This is a genomic window from Peribacillus sp. Bi96 (genome assembly GCF_918698115.1).
GTDB lineage: Bacteria > Bacillota > Bacilli > Bacillales > DSM-1321 > Peribacillus.
Genome location: NZ_CAKKLV010000007.1, coordinates 70048 through 89310 on the forward strand (window position 1 = coordinate 70048; position 19263 = coordinate 89310).

Annotated in this window: 16 protein-coding genes; all 16 read right to left on the bottom strand. The window is 40.9% G+C overall.

Annotated elements, in window-relative coordinates; genetic code table 11:
- Positions 1-14: 14 nt before the first annotated feature.
- Positions 15-296: a DUF503 domain-containing protein gene (locus LQ203_RS11025; RefSeq protein WP_057913375.1), complete on the bottom strand. Its 282-nt coding sequence runs from the start codon at positions 294-296 to the stop codon at positions 15-17.
- On the bottom strand, positions 293-2449 hold the full coding sequence (infB, locus tag LQ203_RS11030; RefSeq protein WP_230158013.1) for a translation initiation factor IF-2: 2157 nt from the start codon (positions 2447-2449) through the stop codon (positions 293-295). The genes LQ203_RS11025 and infB overlap by 4 nt, the downstream gene beginning before the upstream one ends.
- Before the next feature lie 19 nt (positions 2450-2468).
- Positions 2469-2774, bottom strand: coding sequence for a YlxQ family RNA-binding protein (locus tag LQ203_RS11035; RefSeq protein WP_061144653.1), 306 nt, complete (start codon positions 2772-2774; stop codon positions 2469-2471).
- A gap of 4 nt (positions 2775-2778) precedes the next feature.
- Positions 2779-3054 carry a YlxR family protein gene (locus tag LQ203_RS11040; protein WP_057913378.1) on the bottom strand — a complete coding sequence of 92 codons (276 nt, stop codon included), beginning with the start codon at positions 3052-3054 and terminating at the stop codon, positions 2779-2781.
- Positions 3055-3071: 17 nt separating this feature from the next.
- Positions 3072-4202, bottom strand: a complete 1131-nt coding sequence (nusA, locus tag LQ203_RS11045; RefSeq protein WP_230158015.1) for a transcription termination factor NusA — start codon at positions 4200-4202, stop codon at positions 3072-3074.
- 42 nt (positions 4203-4244) lie between these two features.
- Positions 4245-4718 carry a ribosome maturation factor RimP gene (gene rimP, locus LQ203_RS11050; protein ID WP_230158018.1) on the bottom strand — a complete coding sequence of 158 codons (474 nt, stop codon included), beginning with the start codon at positions 4716-4718 and terminating at the stop codon, positions 4245-4247.
- A gap of 193 nt (positions 4719-4911) precedes the next feature.
- On the bottom strand, positions 4912-9231 hold the full coding sequence (locus tag LQ203_RS11055) for a PolC-type DNA polymerase III (protein WP_230158020.1): 4320 nt from the start codon (positions 9229-9231) through the stop codon (positions 4912-4914).
- 164 nt (positions 9232-9395) lie between these two features.
- Positions 9396-11096, bottom strand: a complete 1701-nt coding sequence (locus LQ203_RS11060) for a proline--tRNA ligase (protein ID WP_230158022.1) — start codon at positions 11094-11096, stop codon at positions 9396-9398.
- Between the two features lie 275 nt (positions 11097-11371).
- Positions 11372-12640, bottom strand: coding sequence for an RIP metalloprotease RseP (gene rseP, locus LQ203_RS11065; RefSeq protein WP_230158024.1), 1269 nt, complete (start codon positions 12638-12640; stop codon positions 11372-11374).
- A gap of 7 nt (positions 12641-12647) precedes the next feature.
- Positions 12648-13808 (bottom strand): 1-deoxy-D-xylulose-5-phosphate reductoisomerase, encoded by a 1161-nt coding sequence (dxr, locus tag LQ203_RS11070; RefSeq protein WP_230158037.1) that lies wholly within the window; start codon positions 13806-13808, stop codon positions 12648-12650.
- Positions 13809-13851: 43 nt separating this feature from the next.
- Positions 13852-14649, bottom strand: a complete 798-nt coding sequence (locus tag LQ203_RS11075) for a phosphatidate cytidylyltransferase (RefSeq protein WP_230158038.1) — start codon at positions 14647-14649, stop codon at positions 13852-13854.
- Between the two features lie 25 nt (positions 14650-14674).
- Entirely contained in the window at positions 14675-15448 is a 774-nt protein-coding gene (locus LQ203_RS11080; RefSeq protein WP_230158039.1) for an isoprenyl transferase, read from the bottom strand.
- Between the two features lie 400 nt (positions 15449-15848).
- Positions 15849-16406 (bottom strand): ribosome recycling factor, encoded by a 558-nt coding sequence (gene frr, locus LQ203_RS11085; protein WP_230158040.1) that lies wholly within the window; start codon positions 16404-16406, stop codon positions 15849-15851.
- 3 nt (positions 16407-16409) lie between these two features.
- Entirely contained in the window at positions 16410-17132 is a 723-nt protein-coding gene (gene pyrH, locus LQ203_RS11090) for a UMP kinase (protein WP_057913387.1), read from the bottom strand.
- Between the two features lie 125 nt (positions 17133-17257).
- Positions 17258-18142, bottom strand: coding sequence for a translation elongation factor Ts (gene tsf / locus LQ203_RS11095; RefSeq protein ID WP_230158041.1), 885 nt, complete (start codon positions 18140-18142; stop codon positions 17258-17260).
- A 292-nt stretch (positions 18143-18434) separates the two neighbouring features.
- On the bottom strand, positions 18435-19148 hold the full coding sequence (rpsB, locus tag LQ203_RS11100; RefSeq protein ID WP_056526825.1) for a 30S ribosomal protein S2: 714 nt from the start codon (positions 19146-19148) through the stop codon (positions 18435-18437).
- Positions 19149-19263 lie beyond the last annotated feature (115 nt).

Sequence of the window (19263 nt, forward strand, 5' to 3'; positions counted from 1 at the left end):
ATCACCTCGATAGCCTAAAGCCAGTCTATATCTGTTATTGTTCTCTCTAGTTCAGGAAAAGAATCTAGAAATTTCAGGGCATTTTGAAGTTCCCTCTCAGTAGCCTTCCTTGAGGAAGTTACGGTTACGATAGTAATCTTTGTTCGTTGCCATAAATCCTGAAAATCAGTTTCGGCTACCGAAATATTGAACTTTTGTTTAAGGCGTGTCATGACACGCTGCAACACGGCCCGTTTTTCTTTCAAAGAATGGGTATCATGGATAATGCATTCACATTGGACAGAGCCAACGATCATTTACGTTCAATCTCTTCCATTACATATGCTTCGATTACATCGCCTTCTTTAAGGTCGTTGTAATTTTTAATGGTAATACCGCACTCATAGTTGGTTGCCACTTCTTTAACGTCATCCTTAAACCGTTTCAATGCATCGATTTCACCTTCGTAAATGACGACACCTTCACGAATTAAGCGAATTCCGCTATCACGTGTAAGTTTTCCTTCAGTAACATATGAACCGGCAATCGTGCCGACTTTAGATACTTTGAAAGTCGTACGAACTTCAGCCTGACCGATAATTTTTTCTTCGAATTCAGGGTCCAGCATCCCTTTCATAGCCGACTCGATCTCTTCAATCGCTTTGTAGATGATGCGGTGAAGACGGACATCAACATTTTCTGATTCAGCTGCACGCTTCGCATTCACATCAGGACGGACATTAAATCCGATGACGATAGCATTGGAAGCCGTAGCAAGGATGATGTCAGACTCTGTAATAGCCCCGACGCCAGTGTGAATGATTTTCACTTTAGCGCCTTCCACTTCTATTTTATTCAGGGAAGCGGCAACTGCTTCCGCAGAACCTTGAACATCAGCTTTTAGAATGATGTTCAATTCTTTTATTTCCCCTTCTTTCATTTGCTCGAACAATGTATCAAGCGTTACACGGGATTTTTCATTACGTTGTGAAGCAAGTTGTCTCTGTGCACGAACTTCACCAACTTGACGTGCCGTTTTCTCATCTTCAAAGACGATGAAACGATCGCCAGCCTGTGGTACTTCATTCAATCCAGTGATTTCAACCGGTGTTGACGGACCAGCATCCTTAACACGACGACCAAGATCATTAACCAATGCACGAACACGCCCGAAAGTATTACCGATAACAATCGGATCTCCAACTTTCAACGTTCCGTTTTGAACAAGCAATGTCGCAACGGAACCGCGTCCTTTATCCAAACGAGCTTCGATAACCGTTCCATTTGCTTTACGAGACGGATTCGCTTTATACTCCTCCACTTCACTAACAAGCAGAATCATTTCAAGCAAGCTATCGATACCCTCACCTTGTTTAGCTGAGATTGGTACGAAAATTGTATCCCCGCCCCATGCTTCAGAAACTAAACCATGCTCTGTCAATTCTTGCATGACGCGGTCTGGATTAGCTGCTTCTTTATCCATCTTATTAACAGCGACGATAATTGGAACTTCTGCTGCTTTAGCATGGTTAATCGCTTCAACCGTTTGAGGCATTACACCATCATCCGCTGCTACGACCAGGATTGTGATATCCGTAACCTGAGCTCCACGAGCACGCATCGTTGTAAACGCAGCATGTCCTGGTGTATCAAGGAAAGTGATTTTTTTGTCGTTAACTTTAACTTGGTAGGCACCGATATGCTGAGTGATTCCGCCAGCTTCGCCTTCTGTTACTTTCGTATGGCGAATAGAATCAAGCAACGTTGTTTTACCATGGTCAACGTGGCCCATGATTGTTACTACGGCCGGACGCTCAATCAAATCTTCTGAAGCATCTTCAGTGACTAGTGACTCAAGGTCAGTAAGGTCAACACGAATCTCTTCTTCAGCCAATACACCATATTCCGTACAAATCAATTCAATAGCATCTTTATCCAAAGTTTGGTTAATTGTAGCCATCACACCAAGCATAAAGAGCTTTTTAATAATTTCAGACGGTTCACGGTGAAGTTTTTTACCAAGCTCCATAACAGTCAAAGACTCATAAAACGTAATTTTCTCTGGTAGTTCTCTTTCTTTACGTTTTGTAACAGGAGCCGCTGGCGCTTGTTGTCTTTGTTTATTATTTTTATTCTTATTATTGCGACCGCGGTTAAACTGCCCAGTCGGTTTTTTTGTACCTACAGGTTTAACTGGTGGTTTTTTCTTAAGCTTTTCTTTATTGACCGTACTCTTCTCATCTGCTTCTGCTTCGTATTTTGCAACCGTAGCGTTAGCTTTTGGTTCAGCAGCTTGACTTTTATCTTCGTTTTTAGGTTTAATTGAATCGTTTAATTTATTTACAGTTGAATCGTCTAATGCTGTCATATGATTTGTTACCTCTATATTCATTTCTTTAAGTTTATTTATTACATCCTTGCTTGAAACGTTCTTTTGTTTTGCATATTCATATACACGCAATTTTGTCATACATTCACCCCCGTAAAATTTAATCGAGCAGCGTTCGGAGTTTTTGTGCAAAACCTTCATCCAGAACTGCGACGGCGACTCTAGCATCCTTGCCTATCGCATGGCCGAGCATTGACCTGCTTTCGACTCTTTTTAAAGGAACCTGATAAAATGCGCACTTATCAGATATTTTTTTTTCAGTGTTTTTTGAAGCGTCCGCGGATAAAATAACAACTTTGGCATTACCGCTTCTAATCTCTTTAACCACTAATTCTTCACCCGAAATTAGCTTGCGTGCTCGATTGGCCAAACCTAATAGAGACATCCATTGTTGTTGTTGGGTCATGGTGTTAGTTTTTCTCCTTATTCACTAATTCAAGCAATTGTTCATAAAGGGAAGAATCGATTTGGGTACTAAGGTGATTAGCCAGCACGTTTTTCTTTTTGGCCAGCTCGATAATATCCCGATCAAGAGTTAAATAAGCTCCCCTTCCCGATTTCTTTCCGGTCGGATCAAGGCTGACTTCCCCTTCTTTAGATCGAACGATGCGAATGAGTTCTTTCTTCGGCTTCATTTCGCCTGTGGCTACACATTTACGCATCGGGATTTTTTTTCGGCTATTCATCTTTTTTCACCTCTGGATTACTCGTTATCCTCTTCGAATTCATTTTCCTCTTCATTAACATAACTATCTCTGCTTAAAAGGAATTCCTGTTCTTCCACTGGATAAATACCAGCTTCGCGGGCTTCCGTTTCACTCTTGATATCAATTTTCCAGCCAGTAAGTTTGGCAGCTAAGCGGGCATTTTGCCCCCGCTTACCAATTGCTAGTGATAGTTGATAATCAGGGACGATAACAGTCGTCGCTTTTTCTTCTTCTTTTACGATAACTTCAAGGACTTTTGAAGGGCTTAAAGCATTCGCAACGAAAATGACCGGATTCTCAGACCATTTAACGATATCGATTTTTTCCCCTTTTAATTCATTGACGATGGCCTGAACACGTTGTCCTTTTTGACCTACACAGGAACCGACAGGATCGACTTCTTCGTTATCGGAGTGAACGGAGATTTTTGAACGGTCACCTGCTTCGCGGGCAACTGACTTGATTTCAACCGTTCCATCAAAAATTTCAGGCACTTCGATTTCGAATAAACGTTTTAAAAGTCCAGGATGTGATCGGGATACAAAAATTTGCGGGCCCTTCGACGTCTTTTCAACTTTCGTGATGAAAACTTTAATGCGATCATGAGGTTTATACTGTTCATTCGGCATTTGCTCATTCACGGGCAGCAAAGCTTCAATTTTACCTAAGCTTACATATATGAAGCGAGAATCCTGGCGTTGAACGATTCCAGTCATGATATCCTCTTCGCGATCAATGAATTCGGCATAAATGATGCCTCGTTCTGCTTCACGCACCCTTTGGGTAACGACTTGTTTTGCAGTTTGAGCAGCAATACGGCCGAAATCCTTAGGCGTAACTTCCATTTCGACAACGTCATCTAACTGATAGTTGGGATCAATTGCTCTTGCTTCTTCAACAGAAATTTCCAAACGTGAATCGAATACCTCGTCAACAACGTCTTTTCTCGCAAATACACGCATAGTTCCTTTACCAAGATTCAAGTCGATACGTACATTTTGTGCTTGGTTAAAGTTACGGCGGTATGCCGAAATAAGTGCAGCTTCAATCGCGTCGATCAAAACTTCCCTGGAAATTCCTTTTTCGTTTTCTAAAATATAGAGAGCATCCAATAACTCATTGCCCATGGTGATCCCCCTTACGGATATTTAATTAATGATTTGCTTGACTTAAGAGAAGGTAATCGCCAATCTTGCTTTGGCTACCTTTTCGAATGGTATGACGATCGTTTTCTTTCTTGTCTTGATTCTGACTTCGATTGTCACTTCTTTACCATCGAAACTGATTAGGATTCCTTCGAATTCTTTTTCATCTAAAATGGGCTCGTATGTTTTTATGTAAACATTTTTACCGATAGCATTAAGGAAATCCTTCTCTTTTTTCAGAGGCCTTTCAGCTCCGGGTGATGAAACTTCGAGAAAATAATTTTGTGGAATCGGATCAACCTCATCAAGCTTTTCACTGAGTTTTTCACTCACATTTCCGCAATCTTCAATATCTACGCCTGTTTCTTTATCAATGTAAACTCGAAGGAACCAGCTTTTACCTTCCTTCACATACTCCACTTCGACTAATTCAAGCTGCAATTCCTCAAGAATTGGTAATGCTAATTCCTCTACAACTTCCGTTACCTTTTTACTCATTTGTTTCCTCCATACGTGCGTTGTATGCGCTTGGTTTCGGATTCAAAATTAAATGGTCAATACAACACGAAAGAGTGGGTTTCCCCACTCTTGCCATTGGTTCCTCTTAGTATTTCCAATAAAAATATACCATAATCAAGATATTTATGCAAATACCATGTCTGTTTCTTCCTTTTTGACATCCGTATCCACTTTAAAATAATGATAACTGATTTTGTTCAGGCAATGACTCCAGACACCCTTGTTTATCAAGGTATTCAAGAATGGTCTTCGAAACTTTCCCTCGTTGTTGGAGGTCTTCTTTCGAAAGGAATTCGCCATTCTTGCGTGCGTTGACGATATTGATGGCGGCATTCGTTCCAAGACCAGGTATCGAATTGAAAGGCGGAATCAAAGTGTTTCCTTCAATAAGGAATTGGTCAGCACTGGATTTGTACAAATCCACTTTAGCAAATGCAAATCCTCGTTCACACATTTCCAAAGCCAGTTCAAGAACTGTCAAAGTATTCTTTTCCTTAGTGGATGCATCCAATCCTTTTACCATGATTTCTTCCATTTTTGATTTGATCGCTTGCGAACCCCGTGTCATGGCGTCGATTTCGAAATCATCGGCACGTACTGTGAAATAGGCTGCATAATACAATAAAGGCAGATGCACTTTAAAATAGGCAATCCGGACAGCCATTAATACGTAAGCTGCAGCATGGGCTTTAGGAAACATGTATTTAATCTTCTTACATGAATCGATATACCATTCCGGTACCTCATTTTTCCGCATTTCCTCTTCAAATTCCTCAGAAAGCCCTTTCCCTTTACGTACAGATTCCATAATTTTAAACGCCAGGGAAGGATCGAGTCCTTGATAAATCAAATAGACCATAATATCATCCCGGCAGCCGATAACCTCACTTAATGTACAAATGCGATTGTGAATCAATTCCTGTGCATTGCTCAACCATACATCCGTACCATGTGATAATCCCGAGATCTGGACAAGCTCGGAAAATGTTGTAGGTTTCGTATCTTCAAGCATTTGCCTAACGAAACGCGTTCCAAACTCGGGAATGCCGAGTGTACCCGTTTTACACATGATCTGCTCTTCAGTCACTCCTAATGATTCAGTACTGCTGAATATTTTCATTACTACTGGATCATCTGTAGGAACTGTCTTTGGATCGATGCCACTCAAATCTTGAAGCATCCGGATTACAGTCGGATCATCGTGACCAAGTATATCTAATTTCAAAATATTATCATGAATGGAATGGAAATCAAAATGAGTCGTTTTCCACTCGGAGTTCCTGTCATCAGCAGGGAACTGAATAGGTGTGAAATCATAAATATCCATATAATCCGGAACAACGATGATTCCGCCTGGATGCTGTCCTGTTGTCCTTTTCACCCCAGTACAACCGGCAACAAGGCGATCAGTCTCAGCCCCGCGCATGTGGATGTTATTATCAGCGGAGTATCCTTTTACATACCCATATGCCGTTTTTTCAGCGACTGTACCAATCGTTCCCGCACGGTATACATATTCTTCCCCGAATAAGACCTTCGTGTAGTTATGTGCTTTCGGCTGGTATTCACCGGAGAAGTTCAAGTCGATATCGGGAACCTTATCCCCTTTAAAGCCAAGGAAGGTTTCAAACGGGATATCATGGCCGTCCTTTGTATAAGCAATTCCACAATCGGGACAGTCTTTATCAGGCAGGTCAAACCCGGAACCTACCGAACCGTCATTGAAGAATTCCGATTTCTTGCACTTCGGACATACATAATGCGGCGGAAGAGGGTTTACCTCTGTAATTTCAGTCATCGTGGCAACAAAGGATGATCCAACAGATCCCCTTGAGCCAACAAGATACCCATCATTCAAAGATTTTTTAACTAGTTTGTGAGAGATTAAATAAATAACAGCAAAACCATGACCAATGATGCTTTTCAATTCTTTCTCAAGACGAGCTTCCACGATTTCCGGCAGGTTCTCTCCATAAATCTTCCTCGCCATGCCATAACTCATCTCACGCATCTCTTCTTCTGCACCTTCAATTTTAGGTGTATATAACTCATCTTTAATTGGCTTGATTTCTTCAATCATATCCGCTACTTTATTCGTGTTGGTTACCACGACCTCCTTGGCTTTCTCAGAACCAAGGAAGGAGAATTCCCGTAGCATTTCATCAGTAGTCCGGAAATGTACATCAGGAAGCTTATGACGATTAAGCGGGTTTGCTCCACCTTGTGAGTTCACAAGGATTTTACGGTAAATTTTATCATTAGGGTCCAAATAATGTACATTCCCAGTGGCAACGACAGGCTTATCCAATTTTTCACCAAGCTTGACGATATTTGAGATGATCGTTTCTAACGATTTATCATCCCGGACATATTCAAGCTCAATCAAATGCTGATACACTTCCTTCGGATGGATTTCAAGATAGTCGTAAAATTCGGCGATATCGACGACTTCCTCAAAGCCCTTCTGCATCATCCCTTCAAAAACTTCCCCTTTATCGCATCCCGATCCGACCAGAATTCCTTCACGATACTTTTTAAGTTGTGAACGGGGTAACCGGGGCACACGATAAAAATAATCCATATGCGATATTGAAACTAATTTAAAAAGGTTTTTTAAACCAGCCTGTGTTTGCGCGATCAACGTACAATGGGACGGACGGGAGCGTTGGTACGCATTGCCTTTACCCATATTGTCATTAAGCTGATCATGATGGGTAATGTCTTTTTCCATTGCATCCTTCAGCATCTTCAGCATTAAGTAACCAGTAGCTTCAGCATCATAAATGGCCCTATGATGCTGGGTCAAATCGATATCGAACTTTTTACATAATGTATTTAACCGGTGATTTTTAAATTCCGGATAAAGAAAGCGGGCAAGTTCCAATGTATCCAGAACAGGGTTGGATGCTTTGGAATATCCCAGGTTTTTATAACCTATATTCAAAAAGCCCATATCGAAGGTTGCGTTGTGGGCAACCAGGATTGCATCTCCTGCCCAAGCCTTGAACTTTTCCAGCACTTCAGAGACTTCAGGAGCATTCTCTACAAGATCATCTGTTATTCCCGTCAATTCTATCGTCGTATTGGATAATGGATGATGTGGATTCGCGAAGGACTCGAATCGATCAATGATGTCCCCATCACGAATTTTCACTGCTGCAAATTCAATGATCGTATCATAAACGGCTGACAGTCCTGTCGTCTCTACGTCAAACACAACATACGTGGCATCTGCCAAAGCAATATGCGCCTCATTATAAACGATGGGCACACCATCATTCACTAGGTTCACTTCGACACCATAAAGGATTTTGATGCCATTCTTCTTCCCTGCACTGTAAGCCTCAGGGAATGATTGGGCACCTGCATGATCCGTAATGGCAACAGCCTTATGCCCCCACTTGGCAGCCTGGGCAACAAGTGCTGAAGTAGGTGTCACTGCATCCATCTGGCTCATTGGGGTATGCATATGCAGTTCTACGCGCTTTTCTCCTTCAGGAGCCTTATCCTGCCTTCCTTGTTTAGAAATTTCATTTATATCATTAGCGATCATTACCAGATCACGTACGAATGTATCATTTTGGATACTGCCTTGGGCACGTACCCACATCCCTTTTTTCACACGGGCAAGTATGGCAGCATCTTCTTTATCACGCGAAAACATTTTGACCAATATCGAGCTCGTATAATCGGTGACTTTAAACGTCAATAGGCTGCGGCCGCTGCGTAACTCACGCACTTCTGCATCAAATACGAAGCCTTCGATCGCAATCCTGCGCTCTTCATCGATAATCTGTTCGATCCGGCGGAAATCCGCATCTTCTTTAATCGTATAGCCAATTTTAACCGGTCCTTCGTAAACATCGTCGCCGCCTTTTTCCGATTCTTTCTTCTGCATTTCCACCAGGGCAGCAAGTCCCTTTTCTGCGTCTTCCTTTTGTTTCTCTTCTAAAAACTTCTGGTAATCAGGATTAGAAACCGTTTCCTTCACTTCCGCTTCCAGTGTCAACGGAGGAAAACCGAATGTTTGGTAGATATTAGAAATGATCCCGGAGTATTTTCGTTTCAGCTGGACGGCCTCGGTATCATTTCGGGCGCTAACGATCAGCTTATATCCATTCACTGTTGGCTCTTGTTCATTCAAGAGTGATAACAGGGCCGGAGACATGCCTTCAAGCTCGCCAATGCAGTTTTTCCAATACTCTTTTACCAATTGTTCCGTCACTTGCGGATTGGCCACATTCAAGTTGAATGTGACCTTCGCAATATGGGAAAACGTACTTGCTAAATGAGTAGCAAGTCTTGTATGAACACTGCAAGGAATTAATGCAGGTATATTAAAGGCAAAATGCCATGTTTTGGACTCCCTCTCGATTGAGAGCTTATCAATTTCGGCACCTATGAAATAATTCACAAAGGCATCCTCAGTCAAGTCCATTTGCTGGAGCAAGAGTTGAAATCTCTCTCTACCGCTATTTGGATTTTGATCCATTCCCTCTCTCCCCTATCTACTATCTCTTAAGATATTATTCACTAGCATTTTCGTTTGATATCAGTGGTTATTATATCATATCACGATTGTTTCTCTAGTATCCAAATCCATGAAAAGGAAAGGCATCATCCAATTGAATGATGCCTAATTCCCCTATTATTAAATTATCCCAGTATTTCTTGAAGCTTTTGAGATAGTTCAGCTCTTTCAATTTCAAGAACCTCACCTGTTTTACGGATCTTCACTTCGACGATTCCCTCAGATGCCTTTTTACCTACCGTTACCCTGACAGGAAGACCGATCAGGTCAGAGTCGGCAAATTTTACGCCTGCACGTTCTTGACGATCATCCATCAGAACATCCATGCCTTGGGCCTTTAGCTCATTATACAAATCTTCACCAAGGGCAGCCTGGGCTTCATCCTTCATATTGATTGGAATCAAATGAACTTCGTATGGTGCTAAGTTTGCAGGCCACACCAACCCTTTATCGTCGTTGAATTGTTCAGCTACAGCAGCAAGTGTGCGGGAAACACCAATTCCATAGCAGCCCATGATCATAGGCTGTGACCGTCCATTCTCATCAAGGAATGTCGCATTCATCGCTTCGGAATATTTAGTTCCAAGTTTGAACACGTGGCCTACCTCAATCCCTTTGGCAAATTTAATTTTTCCGTTTCCATCAGGTGATGGGTCGCCCTCCCGAATGAAACGAAGATCAATATAATTGGCCACTTTAAAATCGCGTTCTGGATTTACGTTCACATAATGATGATCTTCATCATTTGCACCACAGATTCCATTAACCATCGCTTCGACGGCAACATCAGCAATCACTTCTACCTCAGAAGTGACATTGATTGGTCCAAGGGATCCAATCAAACATCCTAAAATTTCTTTCGTCTCGTTTGGATCAGCCAATTCAACGATTGAAGCGTTATAGAAATTCTTCAACTTGATATCATTGACTTCATGATCGCCTCGTACCAATACAAGCACATTCTTCTCATCCACTTTAAACAATAACGATTTGATCAGTTTTTCTGCATCAGTATTTAAGAATGAAGCAACTTCTTCAATCGATTTTTGACCAGGTGTATGAATTTTCTCAAGTGCAATTTGTGCTTCTTGACTTTTTTCATATTTAACACTTACCGGAGCCATTTCAATATTAGCTGCATAATCGGAAGTATCCGAATAGGCGATCGTATCTTCCCCTATTTCAGATAGGACCATGAATTCATGTGTATCCTTTCCGCCCATAGCCCCTGAATCGGCAATGACGGCACGGAAGTCCAAGCCACAACGGCTAAAAATGTTTGAATACGCCGCATATATTCTTTTATAAACAGCATCAAGGCTTTCTTGATTAGCATGGAAAGAATAAGCATCTTTCATGATGAATTCACGCCCACGCAACAATCCAAAACGTGGTCTTTGTTCATCACGGAATTTGGTTTGGATTTGATATACCGTTAAAGGAAGACGCTTGTAGGATTTCACCTCATCACGAACTAAGCTCGTTATCACTTCTTCATGTGTGGCACCAAGTGCAAATTCACGGTTGTTGCGATCCTTAAGGCGCATCAACTCTGGGCCATAGGTATACCAGCGCCCTGATTCCTGCCAGAATTCGGCTTGTTGTAAAGCCGGCATCAATAGTTCAACTGCTCCAGCATTCTCCATCTCTTCCCTAACGATCGCTTCTACCTTTTGAAGCACCTTTTTTCCAAGTGGCATAAAACTATAAACCCCGCTGGAATTTTGTCTCATAAATCCTGCACGCAATAAAAGCTGATGACTTTTGATTTCAGCATCTGCAGGCACTTCTCTTAATGTAGGGATTAACGTCATACTTTGTTTCATATCTGCACCTCTTCAATAATTCCTTTAAATTAAACTGTGACTACGGTAAAAATCGTACCGCAGAATGGATATGATCATATCAATACATAAAAGTCTTTCTTCGTAATTCAGAAAAGCTGTTATTATACTCATTATCGATTATACTTACGATTTCCCTAGAAAACAAACTATTTCCCTGAAACAGTTAAAAAACTAAGGAAATACTAGTCATTCTTAAAATAAGAAACAGCCAACAGATAAATCTGCTGGCCTGTTTTTTCTTACCCAAGAAAGTCTCACAAGAAGAATCGCTGGATATCATTCCATGTAACGACGATCATCAATAGCATCAGTAAAGCAAAACCGATGAAGTGAACCATTCCTTCTTTTTGGCGGTCGATTGGTTTTCCTCTTAAGAATTCGACAACAAAGAATAACAGTCTTCCTCCATCCAATGCCGGTAGCGGCAGCAAGTTCATGATTCCCAGGTTAATGCTGAGAAGCCCTGCCCATTTCATCAATGTGAATATACCTTGTTTCGCTACTTCTTCAGTGGATTTATATATTCCTACAGGACCAGATAGACTATCTATCGTAAATCCGCCCGTTACGAGATCTCCAAGGATGATGAAGATTTGTTTTGTCCAGAAATATGTTTCTGTAAAACCGTATTGAATAGCTTTAATCGGTGCTTTTTCAACAGGAGGGTACACACCGATAATTCCAATCTTCTTACCTTCCCTTTCCACTTCTTGTGGAACGACCGGCACTTCTAATGTTTTCCCATCCCTATCAACGACAAACTCGATCTCTTGCCCAGGGTGCTTTTGGATACTTTCCTGAACATCTCCCCAAGATGAGACTTCCGTCCCTTCAATGGATTGAATGACATCCCCCGATTTTAACCCGGCGTTTACTGCCGAACCATCTGCAGTCAGTTCACCAAGTTTCGCTTCATCCACCACGACTCCTTGAAACAAGGCGATTAAAACAAAAATGACAAAAGCCAAAACAAAGTTCATTGCAGGTCCTGCTACAATCGTAAGGAAGCGATGCCCAAGCGATTTAGAGGCAAATTGCCGGTCAAATGGAGCAATCTGATTCTCCACACCATTTTCAACGATTACCGCTTCTTTATGAATGGCAAACGTCTTTAATGTATCTTCCTCACCCTCTTCATAACCGGTTAGGATAAGTTTATGATCAAGATTGATCACTTCAACTTCAACAAGACGAATATCAGGATATTTATCTTTATTGTTCAAAATGATTTTTGTAACATTCTCATCATGATCAAACATTAATCCCACACGATACCCGGGCTTCAGTTCGATATTTTCTGCGTCTTCACCAGCCATACGCACGTACCCGCCCAGAGGAAGCAATCGAATCGTATAAACGGTTTCCTTCTTTTTATACGTGAATACTTTTGGTCCGAAACCGATTGCGAACTCCCGGCATAAAATCCCAGCACGCTTTGCAAACACTAAGTGTCCAAGCTCATGGAAAAATACAAGAGCGCCAAAAATGATGATGAACGCTATAATCGTTTCTAAAGTCTGCATGTTCCGGTCACCTATCTTTCACTAAAGTTTCTATATACTGCCTTGTCATAATATCCACTTCAGAAATCGTTTCTAAATCTGGGAGAGCTATGACGGAATGCTGATTCAGCGCTTTTTCAATCAACGTCTCAATATCAAGGAAAGATACCTTTCCAGATAAGAATGCAGCAACTGCCGCTTCGTTAGCGGCATTCAGCACCGTTGTCATCGTTCCGCCAATTTTACCCGCTTCATAGGCAAATTGCAAACAAGGGTATCTGGAGAAATCCATTTCGTTAAAATGCAGCTTTCCTGCTTCAGCTAAGTTCAGACGTTTGCGACCTGTAAGTGGCATCCGGTCTGGATAAGTAAGTGCATATTGGATCGGAACTCGCATATCCGGTGTCCCCAGTTGGGCAATGACGCTGGAGTCTTGAAATTCAACCATGGAATGGATGATACTCTCCTTATGTAGCAATACATCAATTTTATCGTATGGAAGATCGAATAACCAGTGGGCCTCAATCACTTCCAACCCCTTATTCATCATTGAAGCTGAATCAATCGTAATTTTAGCTCCCATTGACCAGTTCGGATGATTCAGTGCCTCGTCCACCGTTACACCCTTTAATTCTTCCCTGTTTCGATCCCGGAAGCTTCCGCCTGAAGCGGTAATGATGAGACGTTCTATATTTTTTTCCTTTTCACCCTGCAGTGCTTGAAAAATAGCAGAATGCTCACTATCAACCGGGAGTAATCTAACTCCCGCCTTTTTAGCTTCACTTATGACCAAATGACCTGCTGTTACCAACGTCTCCTTGTTGGCGATGGCAATATCCTTTTTAGCCTTGATTGCAGAAAGAGTCGGATAAAGTCCCACGCTTCCAATGACAGCATTGACCAATATCGTCGCTTGATCATACACAGCCACTGCAGTCAATCCCTCATCGCCATACATGAATTCGATATCTTTTCGGCTGAAGAATTCACTTTTCAAAACATGATAATCTTCTTCCGTCTGGACTGAAACCAGTTTCGGTTCAAACTCTTTTATAAAAGTCCTTACCAATTCTATGTTCTTTCCAGCTGAAAGCGCCACTATCTTGAATTGATCAGGATGGGACCTTACCACATCCGCTGTTTGTTGACCAATCGAACCTGTTGCGCCCAATAGGCTGATATTTTTCAAATTGCTCATCTCCTAATTCATATAACGCTTGCCTATATTTATATTATAAAACATGCAATAAATGCAAAATCGGTAAAATGAATATCACGCTATCAAGCCTGTCCAAAATCCCACCGTGCCCCGGAAGAAGCTTCCCTGAATCCTTTACCCCATAATGACGTTTGTATGCCGATTGGACGAGATCACCCAATTGGCCAAAAACCCCAATGATCAATGAAATCATTAATAATTGTAATAACGTGTAGTCAAGGCTGGAGAAGGCATAAAATAAAGCACCCACGATCATCGCGGAGAATAACCCGCCGATAAATCCTTCCACCGTCTTGTTTGGACTTATTTCTGGCCATAGCTTTCTTTTACCAAGTGATTTACCTATGAAGTAGGCCCCTGAATCGGTTGCCCAGATCGTAAATAGGGTAAGCAAGATATAAATCAAACCCAATCCTGCAGAGTCACGTGTTTCGAATAGATAGTAAAAACCAATTCCCAAGTATAGGATTGAAATCACTAAAAAGCCTGCGTCATCAAAAGTAAAACGATTTTTTGAAACAACTGTATAAAGCAGCAGCAGCAAAACCCCGATTAAGAAGACTTGTACTTTATCGTAATTTATTTCCGCTAAAAAAGCAGTATATTCATGAGGCAATAAAAGTACCCACAATAAAATGTGTGAAAGAATCGCTTCAAAAGAGAGTACACGCAAATTTTTCATTTTCATCAGTTCATACAAACCAATGGATCCTAACAGATAAACCGTCAGTAAAAAGGGAATGCCCCCTAAAATAACTAGTGGAATGAAGATAGCGGCAACTACGACCGCCGTAATAATTCGTTGTTTCATTATTCCATTTTCCTCGCCTTCTGCATTAAACGCCACCGAATCTTCGTGAACGCTTTTGATACTCCTCAACTGCCTGCAATAAATGCTCTTCACTAAAGTCCGGCCATAGCACCTCAGTAAACCACAGTTCAGTATAAGCCGACTGCCAAAGCATGAAATTACTTAAACGGATTTCGCCACTTGTACGAATCAGTAAATCCGGATCTGACAAATGTTTGGTCATTAAGTAACTGGATATCATTTCCTCAGATACATTTTCCTTTATTATACCATTCTTAGCATCTTGAATGATGTTATTCACTGCAGATACAATCTCTCCACGGCTCCCATAGTTCAGGGCGAAATTCAGAATCATCCCATCATTATCCTTCGTGTCTTCCATCGCTCGTTTCACGGCATTTTGAGTATGTGAAGGAATGAGTGACAAGTCGCCAATCGTTTCCACCCTTACATTTTCAGAAATGAGTTCAGGCAAAAATGTCCCAAGAAATTCCTGGGGAAGCTTCATTAAAAAGTCGACTTCACTTTTTGGACGTTTCCAGTTTTCAGTGGAAAACGCATAGACAGTCAAAGTTTTGACCCCTAAATTATTGGCAACCTTCGTAATTTTACGAACGGTTTTCATTCCTTCATGATGACCCGCCACACGTGGCATTGCACGCTTTTTGGCCCAACGGCCGTTTCCATCCATAATGATGGCGATATGTTGAGGAACATCAAACTTCTTAATATGCTGAATCCTATTTGTTACATCGGAAGAAGCATCTTTTTTAACGAAACGCTTCCATAGTGAATACATATGTTAGTCCCCCATCAGGTTGTACTTATCTCTCTACAAAGGCAAAATTTTCGTGCACTATGTATATCAAGCTTTCTGCCGCTTAAAAAGAATCTATATTATAATATCAAAAAAAAACTGGTTCTCATATTATTATTATGAAAATTATTTCTTCATTAGAAGCGAGAAAGGCAGAAATCATTACTTCTTTTATTCTAAAACCGGTTAAGATTCCCATATAAAAAGCAAAAAAAGGACCACCTCCAACGTTTGCATGCAACATACTAACTCAAGGAGTAATCATTATCGGAGAAACCTTATTATAACAGTTTTCTCTTTTAAGCACACCTATATGTTAGAACCACGACATGACCCAGTATGGATTCGGCCCTCTTAATTTAATCATTGCTTTAAGTAGAAATTATACTTCCAAAATTTCTTTTTCTTTATCTTTGGTAATCTCATCGACTTTCGTGATATTGCCATCTGTCATCTTTTGAATGTCATCGACATAGCCACGTAAATCATCTTCAGTGATTTCACCATTTTTTTCAAGCTTTTTCAAATCATCATTAGCATCGCGACGCACGTTACGGACAGCTATTTTTGCATCTTCCGCTTCTTTCTTGACAACTTTCACAAGCTCTTTTCTACGTTCCTCAGTTAACGCTGGAATGGCTATCCTGATGATTGAACCATCATTAGAAGGATTTAAGCCTAAGTCTGATTTCAAGATCGCTTTTTCAATCTCACCTAATACGGTTTTATCATAAGGTTGAATGACTAAAAGTCTAGCTTCAGGGACAGAAATACCAGCCACCTGATTTACAGGTGTTGGTGAACCATAATAATCGATCGAGATTCTATCAAGCAATGAGGCATTTGCCCTTCCGGCACGGATGCTAGCTAATTCACGTGTGTAAGCTCCAATGGCTTTTTCCATTTTCGTTTTCGCATTCGAAATAACTTGTTTCGGCATCTTTTATTTCCCCCTTACAATTGTTCCAAGCGTTTCGCCTAGAACGGCTCGTTTAATATTACCTTTTTCCATAATCGAGAAGACAATCAATGGAATATCATTGTCCATGCACAGTGAGGACGCAGTCGAATCCATCACTTCCAATCCTTCTTTAATCACATCAAGATAGGAAAGTTCATCATACTTCACTGCATTTTTGTCTTTTACCGGATCTGCATTGTAAACGCCATCCACATTATTCTTCGCCATCAAGATGACATCAGCTTCAATTTCAGCAGCACGCAGGGCGGCAGTGGTATCCGTTGAGAAGTATGGATTACCTGTACCAGCTGCAAAAATCACCACTCTCTTTTTCTCTAGATGCCTGATTGCACGGCGTCTAATGTATGGTTCTGCGACTTGTCTCATCTCAATGGAAGTTTGCACGCGCGTTTCAATTCCAAGCTGATCAAGGCTGTCTTGTAATGCCAATGAGTTCATGACTGTAGCCAGCATACCCATATAATCGGCATTAGCACGATCCATGCCCATTTCACTGCCTATTTTCCCGCGCCAAATGTTTCCGCCGCCGACAACAACAGCCACTTCCACATCAAGCTCAGCCACTTCCTTGACTTGTTCAGCAATAGATTTAATTACTGCAGGGTTAATTCCAAATCCTTCTTCACCGGCTAATGCTTCGCCACTTAGTTTTAAAACGACACGTTTATATTTAGCGTTACTCATGAGAACCTCCAACTATGTAATCTTTTCATTCGTTCATCATGCTTTCTTGCAATACTACCAAAAATTCATGACATTTCAAAAAATAGGGAACACCAGAGTGTTCCCTATTATTAATTATCTGACAATTAGTCTTTTTTAACTTGGTTCATTACTTCTTCAGCAAAGTTTTCTTGACGTTTTTCAAGACCTTCCCCTACTTCATAACGAACGAATGATAGGATTTTTCCGCCTTTTGATTCAACGAATTGTCCCACTTTTTGATCCGGGTTTTTAACGAAAGCTTGTTCGTTAACACAGATTTCTTCGTAGAATTTATTGATACGTCCTTCAACCATTTTCGCAACGATTTTTTCAGGTTTACCTTCATTAAGCGCTTGCTGAGTAAGAACTTCGCGTTCGCGGTCTAATTCGCTAGCATCAACTTGGTCGCGAGAGATATATTTAGGGTTAATCGCAGCGATATGCATTGAAACGCCTTTAGCTGCCTCTTCGTCAGTTGTACCTTCAAGTACTGATAGTACGCTGATACGTCCACCCATGTGAAGGTATGCACCGAATGCGTCGTTATCTGTTTTTGTAACAACTTCAAAACGGCGAAGAGTTAATTTTTCCCCGATTTTAGCAACTGCAGCATTGATATGATCTGCAACTTTTGCTCCATTTTCCATTGTTTGTTCAAGAGCAACTTCAACGCTTTCAGGTTTGTTAGCAATAAGGAATGCTGCTAATTCTTTAACAAGAGTTTGGAAGCCTTCGTTTTTAGCAACGAAATCAGTTTCTGAATTCACTTCAAGAATAACCGCTTGGTTTCCTTCTACAACGATAGAACTTAAACCTTCAGCAGCAATACGGTCACCTTTATTAGCTGCTTTTGCAATTCCTTTTTCACGTAGGAAATCAATTGCTTTTTCCATATCGCCTTCTGTTTGTACAAGTGCCTTTTTACAGTCCATCATACCGGCACCAGTTTTTTCACGCAATTCTTTAACTAATTGTGCAGTGATTGCCATAATATATATCCTCCTCAAATTAAATGCAGTTTATTCAATCTTTACCCATTTTTGCCAGAAAATACTTGTTATCACCAAAGAAAATAACGATTCTTGGCAGAATTCCAGAAGAATCACCCACTTAGTCAGTCAAATTGACTGAACTGAATGATTTTCCTTTCCTGAAAACCAACCATGCCTTTTTCATTCACACGGTGATTTATGTATGCTTATTTAGTGCAAAAAAAAGGGATAAAAGGCATTATCCTCTTATCACCTTTTTTCTCACTGAATAAGCAACCTTTTTTACTTATTAAGCAGTTGTTGTTTCAGTAGCTGTTTCTTCGCCTTGTTTAGCTTCTAAGATAGCATCTGCCATTTTACCTGTTAATAATTTAACAGCACGGATTGCATCGTCATTCGCAGGAATAACTACATCGATTTCATCCGGATCACAGTTTGTATCAACGATACCAACAAGTGGAATGTGTAATTTGTGAGCTTCCGCAACAGCAATACGCTCTTTGCGAGGGTCGATAACGAAGATCGCATCTGGAAGAGTCTTCATATCTTTAATACCGCCTAAGAATTTCTCTAAGCGATCCCATTCTTTTTTAAGTTGGATAACTTCTTTTTTAGGAAGTACTTCGAAAGTTCCGTTTGCTTCCATTTTTTCGATATCTTTAAGACGAGTAATACGTTTTTGGATTGTTTCAAAGTTTGTTAAAGTTCCACCTAACCAACGTTGGTTTACATAGTACATACCAGAACGGATAGCTTCTTCTTTAACAGACTCTTGAGCTTGTTTTTTAGTACCAACGAAAAGAACAGTTCCACCGTTAGCAGCTAGTTCTTTCACGAAGTTATAAGCTTCTTCAACCTTTTTAACTGTTTTTTGAAGGTCGATGATGTAGATGCCGTTACGCTCAGTGAAGATATATTTCTTCATTTTCGGGTTCCAGCGACGTGTTTGGTGTCCGAAATGCACACCAGCTTCAAGCAATTGTTTCATAGAAATGACTGACATTTTAGTTCCTCCTAAATGGTTTTGTTTTTCCTCCGCACCGATCATTTTCATACAGAAACTGTCGAAACAGCACCATCTGCAAGAATCACGGGGCGTGTGTATTAACACCATTTCA

Bases quoted from the DNA above. Each gene is read 5' to 3' on its own strand.
- LQ203_RS11025 (WP_057913375.1), bottom strand. From the start codon at position 296: ATGATCGTTGGCTCTGTCCAATGTGAATGCATTATCCATGATACCCAT.
- infB (WP_230158013.1), bottom strand. From the start codon at position 2,449: ATGACAAAATTGCGTGTATATGAATATGCAAAACAAAAGAACGTTTCA.
- LQ203_RS11035 (WP_061144653.1), bottom strand. From the start codon at position 2,774: ATGACCCAACAACAACAATGGATGTCTCTATTAGGTTTGGCCAATCGA.
- LQ203_RS11040 (WP_057913378.1), bottom strand. From the start codon at position 3,054: ATGAATAGCCGAAAAAAAATCCCGATGCGTAAATGTGTAGCCACAGGC.
- nusA (WP_230158015.1), bottom strand. From the start codon at position 4,202: ATGGGCAATGAGTTATTGGATGCTCTCTATATTTTAGAAAACGAAAAA.
- rimP (WP_230158018.1), bottom strand. From the start codon at position 4,718: ATGAGTAAAAAGGTAACGGAAGTTGTAGAGGAATTAGCATTACCAATT.
- LQ203_RS11055 (WP_230158020.1), bottom strand. From the start codon at position 9,231: ATGGATCAAAATCCAAATAGCGGTAGAGAGAGATTTCAACTCTTGCTC.
- LQ203_RS11060 (WP_230158022.1), bottom strand. From the start codon at position 11,096: ATGAAACAAAGTATGACGTTAATCCCTACATTAAGAGAAGTGCCTGCA.
- rseP (WP_230158024.1), bottom strand. From the start codon at position 12,640: ATGCAGACTTTAGAAACGATTATAGCGTTCATCATCATTTTTGGCGCT.
- LQ203_RS11075 (WP_230158038.1), bottom strand. From the start codon at position 14,649: ATGAAACAACGAATTATTACGGCGGTCGTAGTTGCCGCTATCTTCATT.
- LQ203_RS11080 (WP_230158039.1), bottom strand. From the start codon at position 15,448: ATGTATTCACTATGGAAGCGTTTCGTTAAAAAAGATGCTTCTTCCGAT.
- frr (WP_230158040.1), bottom strand. From the start codon at position 16,406: ATGCCGAAACAAGTTATTTCGAATGCGAAAACGAAAATGGAAAAAGCC.
- pyrH (WP_057913387.1), bottom strand. From the start codon at position 17,132: ATGAGTAACGCTAAATATAAACGTGTCGTTTTAAAACTAAGTGGCGAA.
- tsf (WP_230158041.1), bottom strand. From the start codon at position 18,142: ATGGCAATCACTGCACAATTAGTTAAAGAATTGCGTGAAAAAACTGGT.
- rpsB (WP_056526825.1), bottom strand. From the start codon at position 19,148: ATGTCAGTCATTTCTATGAAACAATTGCTTGAAGCTGGTGTGCATTTC.